General features: G+C 34.9%; 14 protein-coding genes. 9 read left to right on the top strand and 5 right to left on the bottom strand.

Features of this window, described 5'->3' with window-relative positions; genetic code table 11:
• Positions 1-35: 35 nt before the first annotated feature.
• Together ade and ACQKL5_RS14200 are read right to left on the bottom strand one after the other, a co-directional pair.
• Positions 36-1,802, bottom strand: coding sequence for an adenine deaminase (gene ade, locus ACQKL5_RS14205; protein WP_427609540.1), 1,767 nt, complete (start codon positions 1,800-1,802; stop codon positions 36-38).
• Positions 1,803-1,837: 35 nt separating this feature from the next.
• Entirely contained in the window at positions 1,838-2,290 is a 453-nt protein-coding gene (locus ACQKL5_RS14200) for a nucleoside deaminase (RefSeq protein WP_427609718.1), read from the bottom strand.
• A gap of 571 nt (positions 2,291-2,861) precedes the next feature.
• On the opposite strand from ACQKL5_RS14200, the gene ACQKL5_RS14195 reads away from it, so the two are divergent.
• From ACQKL5_RS14195 to ACQKL5_RS14155, 9 genes are all read left to right on the top strand, one after another.
• Positions 2,862-3,275 carry a hypothetical protein gene (locus tag ACQKL5_RS14195; RefSeq protein ID WP_427609539.1) on the top strand — a complete coding sequence of 138 codons (414 nt, stop codon included), beginning with the start codon at positions 2,862-2,864 and terminating at the stop codon, positions 3,273-3,275.
• A 454-nt stretch (positions 3,276-3,729) separates the two neighbouring features.
• Complete coding sequence (locus tag ACQKL5_RS14190) at positions 3,730-4,458, top strand: amino acid ABC transporter ATP-binding protein (protein WP_427609538.1); 729 nt, start codon at positions 3,730-3,732, stop codon at positions 4,456-4,458.
• A gap of 34 nt (positions 4,459-4,492) precedes the next feature.
• Positions 4,493-5,314, top strand: coding sequence for a transporter substrate-binding domain-containing protein (locus ACQKL5_RS14185; RefSeq protein ID WP_427609717.1), 822 nt, complete (start codon positions 4,493-4,495; stop codon positions 5,312-5,314).
• 135 nt (positions 5,315-5,449) lie between these two features.
• Entirely contained in the window at positions 5,450-6,088 is a 639-nt protein-coding gene (locus ACQKL5_RS14180) for an amino acid ABC transporter permease (protein WP_427609716.1), read from the top strand.
• A gap of 14 nt (positions 6,089-6,102) precedes the next feature.
• The gene (locus ACQKL5_RS14175) at positions 6,103-6,753 is read left to right on the top strand and encodes an amino acid ABC transporter permease (protein ID WP_427609537.1); all 651 of its coding nucleotides are present in this window, start codon (positions 6,103-6,105) and stop codon (positions 6,751-6,753) included.
• A 469-nt stretch (positions 6,754-7,222) separates the two neighbouring features.
• Positions 7,223-7,573: a type II toxin-antitoxin system HicB family antitoxin gene (locus ACQKL5_RS14170; protein WP_427609536.1), complete on the top strand. Its 351-nt coding sequence runs from the start codon at positions 7,223-7,225 to the stop codon at positions 7,571-7,573.
• 757 nt (positions 7,574-8,330) lie between these two features.
• Complete coding sequence (locus ACQKL5_RS14165) at positions 8,331-8,756, top strand: nucleoside 2-deoxyribosyltransferase (protein ID WP_427609535.1); 426 nt, start codon at positions 8,331-8,333, stop codon at positions 8,754-8,756.
• A 112-nt stretch (positions 8,757-8,868) separates the two neighbouring features.
• Positions 8,869-8,991: a hypothetical protein gene (locus ACQKL5_RS14160; protein WP_402868629.1), complete on the top strand. Its 123-nt coding sequence runs from the start codon at positions 8,869-8,871 to the stop codon at positions 8,989-8,991.
• 530 nt (positions 8,992-9,521) lie between these two features.
• Positions 9,522-9,974: a YueI family protein gene (locus ACQKL5_RS14155; protein WP_427609534.1), complete on the top strand. Its 453-nt coding sequence runs from the start codon at positions 9,522-9,524 to the stop codon at positions 9,972-9,974.
• Between the two features lie 97 nt (positions 9,975-10,071).
• On the opposite strand, the gene ACQKL5_RS14150 is transcribed toward ACQKL5_RS14155, so the two are convergent.
• From ACQKL5_RS14150 to ACQKL5_RS14140, 3 genes are all read right to left on the bottom strand, one after another.
• Positions 10,072-11,139, bottom strand: a complete 1,068-nt coding sequence (locus tag ACQKL5_RS14150) for an AI-2E family transporter (RefSeq protein ID WP_427609533.1) — start codon at positions 11,137-11,139, stop codon at positions 10,072-10,074.
• A gap of 147 nt (positions 11,140-11,286) precedes the next feature.
• Entirely contained in the window at positions 11,287-12,099 is an 813-nt protein-coding gene (locus ACQKL5_RS14145; protein WP_427609532.1) for a formate/nitrite transporter family protein, read from the bottom strand.
• 823 nt (positions 12,100-12,922) lie between these two features.
• Entirely contained in the window at positions 12,923-13,249 is a 327-nt protein-coding gene (locus tag ACQKL5_RS14140) for a hypothetical protein (RefSeq protein WP_427609531.1), read from the bottom strand.
• Between the last annotated feature and the right edge of the window lie 54 nt (positions 13,250-13,303).

Raw genomic sequence — 13,303 nt, 5'->3', positions numbered from 1 at the left:
TATTAATTGAAAAACTCCCACAATGCCATGGGAGTTTAAAATGTTTCGGTTTTTCTGTTAGAAATGCTTGCATCTATAGGAATATGTTGAAATGAGGAGACCGAAAATAAACCTTGGGCAGTTAATTTAATTTCAGGAATAACAGGAAGTGCTAAAAAAGCAAGTGTCAGGAATGGGTTGAATTGTCTGTTGGCACCAATTTTCAATAAAGCGATATCAATCTCCTTTAATAAGTGAACTACTTCCGTGGAAGTAGCTGCACTCATTAGTCCGGAAATCGGAAGCGGGAGCGCGGCTAATGTTTTACCATCTTGTACGATGACTAATCCTCCCTGCATCTTTTTAATTTCTTCAGCAGCAACGCACATATCGTAGTCATTCGTACCAGCCATTATTAAGTTGTGTGAATCATGTGAGACAGTTGTGGCGATTGTTCCTGATTGCAAGCCGAGACCCTTGACGATTCCTAGTCCAATTTGCTTGGTCATGTGATGACGCTCTATGACCGCAAGTTTAATTTGATCTTTCGAAGGAGAAGACAGGAACAAACCATTTTGGTCACGAGTAACTGATTCAATTGTATGTTTTGTAATTAAACTGTTCGGTGTAATCTCAATAAGATTGGCAAGGGTATCATGTAGCTTTATTTTAAAATCTGTATCTGATAACTCTTGTATTCGGACAGTGTGTTTTAATTCTTCCTCAATCGGATGCAAGGGTAGGACTGGAAAGTTTACTAATTGGCCATCTTTTGCAATAAGTTTGCCATCTTTAAAAACGGATTGAATTTGGATGGAGTTAAGATCTTCGAATAGAAGAAGGTCGGCCTTATATCCAGGAGCAATAGCACCGTGCTCCCTTAGGCCAAAGCATTCGGCTGCATTTATCGTAGCCATCTGAATCGCGGTCAGAGCAGGTATTCCTTCTTCGATTGATATTCTTACATGGTGGTCAATGCTTCCTTCAGCTACAAGATCATCTAGGTGCCGATCATCCGTGACGAATAAACAACGGCGGGAATTTCTCTCGGTAACGGCAGGGAGAAGGTTACATAAGTCTTTGGCTACAGTCCCCTCGCGAAGCATCAGATACATGCCTTTCCGGAGTCGTTCTCTTGCTTGTGTTGCTGTGGTACATTCATGATCGGTATGGATACCGGCAGTCATATATACATTAAGCTGTTGTTCTGTTAGTCCCGCAGCGTGGCCATCAATTTTTTTACCGTTTTGTTGTGCAACGATTAATTTTTGGATCATATCATCATCTGTAATAGAAACGGCATGAAAATTCATCACTTCAGCTAAACCAAGCACACGTGGATCTTTGTAAAATGGAGATAAATCCTCACTTCTTAAAATGGCACCTGCATCCTCGAAATTAGTAGCGGGGACACAAGATGGCATCATGAAGAAAAAGTCAAAGGGGAGGTGGTTGGATTGTTCGATCATATATTGAATTCCTTTGATTCCTGAAACATTGGCGATCTCATGAGGGTCCGCAATGATGCAGGTTACTCCATGTAAAAGCAGAACTTTAGCTAGTTCGGAAGGGCGTACCATGGAGGATTCAATATGAACATGACCATCAATAAATGTTGGAGATACGAATGTACCGAAGGCGTCTATTTCTGATATTCCCTCGTAATTTCCAACTCCTGCAATATATCCATCTACAATTGCTATGTCCCCAGTAACAATCTCACCATTAAATACATCGATGATTTTCCCGTTTTTTATGACACAATCAGCAGGAATTCTTCCTGAGGCAACGTCTATTCTTTTTTTTAGTAATTTTTCTTTCATTTAGAGCCTCCACATCAGTATCTATATTCTTTTTGTCAGTATTCCACTCTGGCTTCAAGAGATTCCCAAGTCCGGAATGGTAAATCATGGTTGTTAAAGTCTATTCTATGCATGGCGAGCGAACGGTTTTCCATTGGTATTGCAAGCTCTTGATAAATAAAGTCATCATCAAAGCCGATTTGGGCTGCGTCTTCTTTTGTACAAGAATAATAGATGGCTTTAGGGCGTGCCCAATAAAGTGCCCCTATACACATCGGGCATGGCTCACAACTCGTATAGATTTCACAATCTGTAAGTTGAAAGCTGTTCAAGTTTTTACAGGCATCACGAATAGCTTGTATTTCTGCGTGTGCGGTGGGATCAAAGGCAGTAGTAACATTATTACAGCCTCTTCCTATAATGACCCCATCCTTAACGATCACAGCTCCAAAAGGACCTCCGTTTTTTTTCTTTACATTTTCCGTAGCCAATTGAACTGCCATTTCCATGAATTTCAAGTCCAAATAAAACACCCCTTAAAAGTTTTTATAAATCATAATGATGTTATGTTTTGTAACATCTACTTTATATATTATATAACATAAATAGTAATATATGGAATGTTTTTTTTAAACTGAACAATGAATTTTCAGTTAGCAGGAAAGTTCCTTGGAAAGTATGGCAGAATGTTTAACACTTTTTATAAGTGCGCGGTCCTTTGTGATGTGCCTTTCTATGACAAGGTATATTTTAATATGTTTTTCAGAATATGAAGCTTCAAGAGTGAAACTGATGGTGTCCTTTCGAGTCATGGACAAGAACAGTGTGCAGGTTTTTTTCATCTTTTCATCTATCATGCTATTATTGAACCTAGGCAGGAACGGGTTTTAACTAAAAAGAAGATAGTTCCCAAGAAGAAAACTAAAATGAGTGATGAATTTTAGTAACTGAGTTGAATAAGTGAATAAGTAACTGAAGTGATTATGCCAGACGAATACTATTATTGTTACTCATCTTTGTTTTACTGAAGAGAGAAATGAAGAGGAGATATATGAGAAAATTAAATATGGAGGGATTATTGTGATTCAGACTACTATACAATTAGTTAACTTCAATAAAATTGATGCCATTTTGAAAGAAATTGTTCGAAATTCTTATGATGAAGCTAGTGAAGAATGTGTACTGTTGTGTATGGAATGCGGAGATGTCGATTTATATATTGCAGCATCCAACCATGATGGAATACAGGAAGCAATTAATGAGAATTTTCAAATTGATGAGTATGGGCAAATCATTCAGCAAAAAGAATATCAGCAATTTATGGATGATTTATCGGATTACTTTTTGGAATTACATAGGGAAAGTGCCTTATTTGATTACTTTCCTGCTGGCTATTATGAAGTAGATGGTGAAAAAAGAGAGTCGGAAACGGATATGCTTGGACCGAAAGGCCAATTTTCAGCACCGTTTGAAGATGCTTTGATAAATGAGTAAAGATATCTAATGAAATTAGAGAAAGGCAGAATGTGAATGAACAACATTCTGCCTTCTTAATGTGGATTTTATGAATATGTATCGTTTCTTTTTAAGTAGGTACTTTTAGTTGAGGGTAGTGATATTTATCTCATCTTAAATTAGAAAAAATTCCACATCATTATAATGGTATAAAATATAATATTTAACAAATATAAGTTTTTATGGTAATTTTATCTAGAATTATATATAATAAATAGTGTTATAGCAGAAATAATATTATTTGTATTGATAGTCTGATATAGCTATAAGTGAATTGTTTGTGGTAGAAGATAGAGAGTATACATAAGCTTTTAAATGGGATTTAGAAATGATAATCAATCAAATAACGTATTTTCAGTTTTTTATTCTGAATATTTTGATTATCTATAGCTTTATTGATTCTTGTATATGTTACAGGCTAGGGAGGATAAAGATGATTGTTTTTGATCAGGTTAATAAGTATTTTGGTGATTTCCATGTATTGAAAGATATTAATCTTACAATTAATAAGGGAGAAGTTGTCGTAGTAATTGGTCCATCTGGTTCAGGAAAAAGTACGCTTCTTCGCTGTATTAATCGTTTAGAAACAATAACGGAAGGGTCTTTGTCCATTAACGGATTGAATGTAGCTGATAAAAAAACAGATATCAATAAGCTACGGAGAAACATTGGTATGGTTTTTCAACATTTTCATCTGTATCCTCATAAAACGGTTCTCGAAAATATCATGCTGGCACCTAAGAAGGTATTAGGACAAACGAATGCGCAAGCGGAAAAAATTGCTCAAAAGTATTTGGAAAAGGTCGGGATTGCAGATAAGGCAAATTCTTTTCCTTCTCAGCTTTCCGGTGGACAGCAACAACGTGTGGCCATAGCTAGAGGGTTGGCGATGGGCCCAGAAATCATGTTGTTTGATGAACCGACCTCAGCCTTGGATCCAGAAATGATCGGCGAGGTACTCGATGTAATGAAAACCCTTGCTCTAGAAGGAATGACGATGGTCGTGGTAACACACGAAATGGGATTTGCCCGTGAAGTGGCGGACCGAATCGTGTTTATGGACGAGGGTAGGATTTTGGAGGAGGCAATACCGGCTGATTTTTACGATAACCCTCAAGAAGAGAGGGCACGTCTATTTCTTAGCCGTATATTAAATCATTAAATAAAAAACAGGGGTGATTTACATGTTGAAGAAAATGAAGAAATTGAAATGGTTACAATTATCATTGCTATCGGTTCTGGCTGTCATTTTGTTGGCTGGTTGCGGCGGAGATAAGGAATCAGATGAAGGTAAAGATGGTGGAAGTAAAGAAAAAGATAAGTTAGCTCAAATTAAGAAAAACGATAAAATCGTATTTGGGGTAAAAAATGATACGCGTTTATTCGGGTTGAAAAATCCAAATACAAAAGAAGTAGAAGGCTTTGATATCGACATAGCAAAAGCACTAGCCGGTGAAATCCTTGGCGATGAAGAAAAAGTAGAATTTAAAGAAGTAACTTCAAAAACAAGAATGCCTTTATTGAATAATGGAGACATTGATGCGATTGTAGCTACTATGACCATTACGGAAGAACGTAAAAAAGAAGTCGACTTCACTGATGTCTATTTTGATGCTGGACAATCATTACTTGTTAAAAAGGGAAGCGATATTAAAGGAATCGATGATTTAAAAGGTAAAAAGGTATTGGCTGTAAAAGGTTCTACATCAGCCATAAATATCCGTGAAAAAGCCCCTGAAGCACAAGTATTAGAATTCGAGAATTATTCAGAAGCATTTGCTGCTCTTAAATCAGGTCAAGGAGATACCTTGACGACAGATGATTCAATCCTTTATGGAATGGTTGATGAGGATCCGACCTACGAACTTGTTGGTGGTACATTTACAGATGAGCCTTATGGGATTGCTGTCAAAAAAGGAAATGAGAAATTTGTAGATGAATTAAATAAAGCTCTAAAAGCCATTAAAGACTCGGGCAAATATGACGAAATTCATGATAAATGGATTAAGAAAAAATAGTCTATTGAATTAAATGTGGGAGGAGAATAAGGGGTGAATTTGAATTCATCTTTAGTTATCTTCTAAAAATTAATATTTGTATCTATCAGGATGAGCAAATTGCTCATCCTGATTAGTTAGAGGAGAGTGGATATCATGCTTGATTTCTCCATTTTGACAGAAAATTTGGATATGTATTTACTTGGTTTCAAAAACACAATCATATCGAGTTTGATTGCTTTAGTATCAAGCTTAATCCTTGGAGTCCTTATTGCAATTATGAGAATTGCCCCGATTAAGCCATTGAACTGGATTGGGACTGCTTATGTGGAGTTCATACGGAATATACCATTATTGATCATCACATTTTTCTTTTTTCTAGGTTTAAAGTTAAGTGGATTATATGCAGGTACGTTAGCTTTGACTATCTACACGTCATCTTTTATAGCAGAAGCCATTAGAGCCGGGATACTTTCAGTATCAAGAGGACAAATGGAAGCTGCCCGTTCTTCAGGTCTGACTTATGGACAAGCGATGAGATACATAATTTTGCCACAAGCCGTGAAAATTGTCATTCCCCCTCTTGGTAACCAGTTTATCAATCTAGTTAAAAATTCTTCTATTTTAGCAGTAGTTGCTGGGCTTGATCTTATGTACCACGGTGATTTAATCTCTTCGAGAACCTTTGTTGTATTTGATGTATACATTTTCGTAGCAGCGTTTTATTTAATTCTTACCATTCCTTTAAGCCTTGGCGTAGGTTATTTAGAAAAACGCCTGGCTAAGAGTAATTGAGGGAGGTATAAGACATGGATTTTATAGGAGCATACACGCCAGATCATTTGAAGTTTTTATTAGAAGGTTTTTGGGTAACCATTCAGGTGGCTTTTGTATCTATCGTTTTGAGTTTTATCATTGGTGGACTTATAGGAATATTACGTTATGCAAAGATACCTGTTGTATCACAAATATTAGCTGTGGCTGTCGAAACAATTCGTAATTTACCACTACTGTTAATTATACTTTTTACATATTTAGCGTTACCGGAAGTAGGAATTAAATTCGAAATATTACCAGCAGCTATTGTGGCACTGACGGTTTTCGAATCAGCCATGATATCTGAAGTCATTCGAAGTGGGTTGAAGTCAGTTGATAAAGGACAAATGGAAGCAGCTCGATCATCTGGTTTAAGTTATGTTCAAGCCTTGATACATATCATTCTTCCACAGGCACTGCGTCGAATGGTACCACCAATCGTTAGCCAATTTATCTCTTTATTGAAAGATACATCGTTGGCTGTTGTCATTTCATTACCAGAATTGACTCATCAAGGTCAAATTATTTATGGGCAAAATCAAAATTTCCTAAAGCCCATTTTAATTTTAGTAGCACTTATGTATTTCTTGGTGAATTTCAGCTTGTCATTACTAGCCAGGAGATTAGAATTAAAACGCACCTGAAAACTCGGACTCATTATTTGAGTCGGAGTTTCTTTTTTTAACAACTCTTTTCATTGTTATAAGCTTTCATATGGATCTTTTTCGTGTCAAAATCTTATACCTATAATGAAGAAAGGTGTAAAAATGCTTGAAATCAAGAAAAGCAATTGCAAAGCGTTTCCATCATTAATTATGGGGAATTGGTCTGTTCTTTGCTTCAAGTACTAAAAAGAAAATCGCTCTATCCGGAGAGTGTGGTATGAATTTGGCGACTGCTTGGGAAGGTATGTAATATTATTGGCATCACTTTAAATATGATTACGATTGTGATTTTTCTTTTATTTATATACGTTGTAGTAAATGTTGGCAATGCTACCTACTTAATTTAATATGCTCTACAAACTTGACAAACAATAAAAAAATATGTTTGTTTGGTAAAATATGTTATAATTGAATTGAACAAAAAATTTCAGAGGGGGGATGTATTTTTTTGGTCAGTCAGATATTTAAGTATCCTGCTGTTTTTTATTATGAAGAGCATCCTTTGATTATTGATTCATTTACAATTCAAGTTTGTTTCCCGGATTTTAAAAGAAAGGGTTTTATTTCTTCCGTTAGCGGCAGAAATAGGACGGATGCTCTAGCATGTGCTCAAGAACTGTTACGTTCTATGATCGAACATTTTATTCATGCCAAAAAGTTAATTCCCGATGCAACAGAAATGGAAAAAGTGAATGTAGATAGAGGTATTAATATTTGTGAGGCTGATCCATTTCGCATTGAAATTGAACATATCATCTATGAAAAAGATAAGCAAAGCCTTGTCCTGGAAAGAGGATAAGGCTTTTTTCTATGAAATTTATTGTATACATTCGCTAGCAATGGCAAATCTAGAATTAATAAAAAGTTATTTAGAAGGTAAATGCACCTTCCAAAATATAGTGAGTCAAATTCTCTCAACAAATATCTTACTTAACGATTGATTTTTACTATTTTAGTCAATGATCTCAAATGAATTAGAGCTAACGAATGTGCGTATTTCTCACAAAGTACATAATAGAAAATTTGTTGGTAATTTCCTTTTTTGTTGTCTTAATATTTTCTATCATATTTCTTAATTAAGTTTCAAATGTGAGGAATGCTACCTATCCAATTATTCGCAGTACCGAACGCGGTCATAATTCTCTTTTAGAAATATAGATGTAGGTAAATGACCTCAGATTGCTGAGAGAACTTTTACTTTATTATTGTAAATACCTACCGAGATGTAAGACAAGCCATGAATGTGCCCAATAGTTTAATCTTAAGCCCAATAGGATATCCTGCCTGTCTTCTCAGCATAATTCCTGAAAAAGGCATAAAGTTAATTTCGTAATTTAGGTAAAGGCTGTTCAAGTCAACTGGTCGCATAATGCAACCTACTTTAATAATATGGGCAAGCACCATACTGGAATGAAGGGTTTTGTGCTCCTGTCTTTTTAAAAAAAGAGCTGTAAGTAATTATTTTAATTTTTCGAAAGGATATTTAGTTCTTTATAACGAATATGTATAGTAAAGTTATTATAGGTAAAAAGTATTAATAATATGGAGGTGTATGAGTGAAGTATTATATAGCATCGGATGAAAAAAATATAAAACAAGTTAAATCATTGATAAAGAAATTAACTGCAAAGGGATTCACATGTGTTAACGATTGGAATCTTATTGAGAAGAATGGGAATAAAGAAGTTGCGAATAATATTGGAGATTATGAAAAAGAGGGAATAGAAGAAGCAGACTTTATGTTAATTTTTCTTACTGCTGGGAAAGGGAATCTCTATGAACTAGGGCATGCTCTGTCTTTAAATAAAAAGATAGTTGTGTACTCCCCTGAAAAAGAAAATTATCATATTAATAAAAAATCAATATTCCATAACCTTCCAGATGTCATCATCTGTAGTGGGACTCTATATAAATTAGTGAAGTTAATGAATTCGCTCTCTCCAGCTGAACAAAAAGATCCAAGTGCCATTGAACTTAATTGAAAATGATTCAGGATAAATAGTTGAAGATACCCTCAAAAAAATAAAAATTATAACGTAATGTTTAGTATATGAAAATATCGGGTATAGCTTATTAAAAAGGGAGGAAATTTATTTGGCTACTATAGACATTGATAAGTTACTGCTAGCAACTGAAGAAATGGCCGAAGAATCAATTCCAGTTCATCTCTATACATTTGATATTGATAAATTATTAGATAAGACGGATAATTGGTAAGGAAAAGCATGCCGCAAAGGATATGCTTTTTTTCTTTTTATTAAGTACATAAGTTTAACCTGATTACTAAAAAAGGAATCAGGTTATTGTAAATAAAGGAGTGAAATTTAAGACTGGGGTCCCTTCACAAATCCTAAAATAACAAACATGGCTATAGCTCCAACAACAAAAATTGATTCAATGATTGTTTTAAGTAGTTCATCGTACATCTGTTTATTACCTCCTTATATGTAATGTGAAATCAGGGTATAATCATTATCTGCTTATTTGTAAATTATATCATGAATTGCATATTTTTATGTGGATAAAAAGTGTCTAAATGTATAATATTGTGTCATTCTATTGTTATAAGTGTTTTATTTTCTTATCAATTAGAGTTTTCATTCGGGTTCATCGGAGCTTAGAATTGAAGAGGTTATTTTACATGTTTTTAATTAAACTATACTTAGAAAGAAGATTCATGAAAAATTGGGCACTGTTATAAGCGATATAACATATAGTGAGTAGTGAGTTAGGAGGTGAAGCAAAACTTGTCGCGTAAAGTAGAGGATTATCTTGAACAAGGGATATTTGGACCAAAGGAAATTAAGCCTGGCGAGCGCAAGGAGTTTCTTGGCACATTACGGGAAAGAGTCATCATTGTACTAACGAAATCACAAGTGTTCGAAAAGGATATTTATCCAGAAATACAAGATAAGATGAAACAATATCCCCAGGCTAGTTTGCTTCTGAATGGTCAAATGGATTATCAATATTTAGGAAAATACATTAAGTTGTCAAATGAATATAGCATTCCGTACAAGATTGTCTTAAATAAGGATGATCATTCAAAACTAGGTCTTGTTTTAGCTGAAAAAAATGCCATTGATAAAGAAAACATTTATATTGAAGAGAAAAAGAAGAAACCGCAAACTATTAAGAAAAATAGTGTCAAAGCAAGTTTTTTTAAAAGTTTAGTCAAAAAAGTATTTAGAAAAGAATGAACGAAGCTATGGACCTTTTATTAAAAAGCTCAAAAAAAGGACCATAAGGGTCCCATATAGTTTAAAAATAAGAGCAATCCACTTAGAGATTGCCTTTTTATATACTTTTCTTTCTCAGTTTATAAAATTTCCTAAAGTTCCCTATAATAGTTTTTACAACAGAATAAACTGGAATGGCAATTAATATCCCTATAAACCCATATAGGGAAGCGGAAACGAGAAGTAGCAATATAATCGTTAATGGATGGATGTTAAGCCTTTTCCCCATAATATTAGGAGTAATTAGGTGACCTTCCACCTGTTGAACCACCACAAAGACAATGACCACCTTTACAGCTAAACCAAGATCCGATTGTAAAGCAATGAATATAGCTGGAAGGACACTAATTAAAGGACCCAGAAAGGGAATAATGGTAAAAACCATTGCCAAAAGGGCAAATACTAGCGCATAATCTAGGCCGATAATTAGGTATCCAATATACAATAATATTCCAATCACAACTGAAACGATAAATTGACCTATAATATAGGTTGATAGAGTCTTGTCAACATCCTTTAAAATAGTGTAGCCCTCTACTTCCATTTCTCTAGGGATATACTTCAATAAGAAAGGTCTTAATTTTTCGCCATCCTTCAGAAAATAAAATAGTATAAACGGTGTTATAACTAGTACTGTAATAACACTTGTAACTGTCGAGAAGATAGTGCTGACATTTGTAACGATTTTTTCTGAGTAATCACTGAAATAAGAAAGAGATTTTTCTTTTATAGTATGTATATTTATCATTCCCAAATCGTTTTCTTCAATTACATCTTCTGATTGTCTCGAAAGCTCCTTAACTTTACTCGGAAAATTATCGGATAATTTTTGGAATTGGTCAACAAGTATAGGGCTACCATAGTAACTACCTAAACCAATCACACTAAATATGATTAAAAAAACCAAGGAAATACTAAAAGTTTTAGGAATGAATTTACTTAGAAAATTGACAATTGGTCTCAATATATAATATAAAAGTCCAGCCAATATAATGGGGAAAAACATTGCCGCAATGATTTGTTGAATGGGAATTAAAACAAACTCTATTTTACCTAGTAAAACAATAATGAGTATGGTTAAAATGATCCCTGTTGCATATTTAAAAAAAGGTTTGTTTATCCACAAATTAAATTCCCCCTTATCTCTCTATGCCTTTCTTATTTCCCTTGGTAGGGTAGAAGCTAAACGTAAAAAGGAGAAATTGAAAGTGGAACAGTTCATCATATTAAACATAAAAAAGGACCCCCATATAAATGGAGGTCTGAATAAATATTATGATGTCTTTTTCAAATTTTTTACTTCTTTTACTTGCTGTTTTCCTGAACGACCATAAGCACCAAAGTAGAGACAACCTACCAAAATACCACCGCCGACAGCATTACCAAGAAATACCGGAATGAAATTCATGATATAATCACCCCATGTAAGTGATCCTGCAAAAATTCCGGCTGGAATAATAAACATATTGGCTACAACGTGTTGAAAACCAATTGTGATGAAAGCGGCAATTGGTAAGAACAAACCAATGATTTTACCAGCTGTATCTTCGGCGCTATATGTCATCCAAATAGCCAAAGCCACAAGCCAGTTACATCCTACTGCAGAAATGAAAGCATCAATAAAACTTGCGTCCACTTTTGATTGAGCAGCAGCAATAGTTTTATCTAGGAAGATACCTGTTTCAGTTAATCCAAGAAGATGTCCAAATACATAAGCCACAAAAACAGATCCAACCAAGTTAGCAATGGCAATTAGGATCCAGTTAATTGTCAATTGTTTAACGGTAACCTTTTTAGCAAGTGCTGCCATAGAGACGGCCATCATGTTTCCTGTTAATAATTCAGCTCCTGCTACTACCGTTAGGATTAAACCTAGCGGGAAAACCAATCCGCCTATTAAGTTGTTCAATGTACCCCATTCAGGTGGTAATCCAGCTGTAACTCGGATGTAAAATAGAAAACCTAAGGCAATAAACGCGCCTCCAAGAAATCCTAAAATTAAAATGCTTCTTAGTGGCAACGTGGCTTTCTTTTTCCCTGCATTGATTGCAATCTCTGCCATTTGTTGCGGGTTGTTAAAACTCATTTTGCTCCCCCTTGATGTACTTTCTTTATTTTTTTTTGGCAGTTAAGAGGCAAGGGTTAACTTACCATTTCAACGATGCCATCAGTTATTATGCCACTTCTAATAAAAATTTACTATAATAAATTAAAAATTATTTTTTTTTTTTATAGTTAAGATGATAATTTACACCTAATTAGGACTTTTAAGGGAATTATATGTAATGTATTGGTAAAAATAAAGATAAAACATTCTTTTGGGTGGTTCTTATTATCCATATTTGGAATACCAATCCTTTATAAAGTAGAGGAGATAAAGAAAAAAGCATTATATAAACGTGTTCACTTTGGGTCCTGCTTCGATAATGCTCTTTATACAATTAATAGTTAAACCTAACTTTATTAAAGAGATTTTTTCTAAATAAAGCTTGAGTCCCTTCTGTACTTGTGGGTTTCTCATTTTCTTGATATCTACACGACGCCAAACAGAAATGATGAATGCAAAAAAACGTAAAATAATGGAATGCGGCTGTTTGCAGTTTCTCTAATTTATGTTCCCCACATAGGACCTCGTACTCCACCAAGTAACGAGGGACACCCATGCATTGCGCCTATTTCCTTTATTTCAAATAGATCATCAGCAAATGTAGGAAGGTTAGCGAACCCGCCCTGGTAGCTTCTAACAACGAGTAGGATCAACCCTTGAAATTTTAAAGGGTTTCAGTCAGGAGTAACAGGAAAGCTGCAAATTGAATGAAGAAAGTGATGAAAACTTTCGGACGACCCATATAATAAGAAGAAGCAGCCCAACCAAGTCTTCCGCCTCCATTGAAGGATCCCCCATGATACTAACTAGAGTGGCGGCGCTCGTATGGGAAAGACCAACGACATCCTGAGCCTATAGGATAAGCTACGAATATCACGTTAATTCCTGTGCTAGTATTAATCAATTCATGGAACATAGCATCCAAAAGTGCTTTGATTAAAATGCTTCTTTTGCAGGAGGCTGTCTTAAATCTTTTTTCAATTCTTTTCTCTTTATCGATATCTTTTTTCATGCCTGCAGGAGTCTTACCTGCTATTGGAGGTACAATATTTGAAGCACCCAGAAACATAAGGATGAAATATCTGCCACCTAAAAATATAATAAGTAGAGGAGATTCTACAGACTGCATAAGATACCATAGGAGCCGTTATGAGTGCTCCTGCGCCGACCCCCAGTAACTCCC

This window comes from Peribacillus sp. NPDC097675, assembly GCF_050277655.1.
Lineage (GTDB): Bacteria > Bacillota > Bacilli > Bacillales > DSM-1321 > Peribacillus.
Note: the sequence above shows the minus strand (reverse complement) of the source record. Positions and strands in the feature narration are given on the sequence as shown.

Coding starts and splice junctions, on each gene's coding strand:
- ACQKL5_RS14200 (WP_427609718.1), bottom strand. CDS start 2,290: ATGGAAATGGCAGTTCAATTGGCTACGGAAAATGTAAAGAAAAAAAAC.
- ACQKL5_RS14180 (WP_427609716.1), top strand. CDS start 5,450: ATGCTTGATTTCTCCATTTTGACAGAAAATTTGGATATGTATTTACTT.
- ACQKL5_RS14145 (WP_427609532.1), bottom strand. CDS start 12,099: ATGAGTTTTAACAACCCGCAACAAATGGCAGAGATTGCAATCAATGCA.
- ACQKL5_RS14175 (WP_427609537.1), top strand. CDS start 6,103: ATGGATTTTATAGGAGCATACACGCCAGATCATTTGAAGTTTTTATTA.
- ACQKL5_RS14140 (WP_427609531.1), bottom strand. CDS start 13,249: ATGCAGTCTGTAGAATCTCCTCTACTTATTATATTTTTAGGTGGCAGA.
- ACQKL5_RS14185 (WP_427609717.1), top strand. CDS start 4,493: ATGAAGAAATTGAAATGGTTACAATTATCATTGCTATCGGTTCTGGCT.
- ACQKL5_RS14190 (WP_427609538.1), top strand. CDS start 3,730: ATGATTGTTTTTGATCAGGTTAATAAGTATTTTGGTGATTTCCATGTA.
- ade (WP_427609540.1), bottom strand. CDS start 1,802: ATGAAAGAAAAATTACTAAAAAAAAGAATAGACGTTGCCTCAGGAAGA.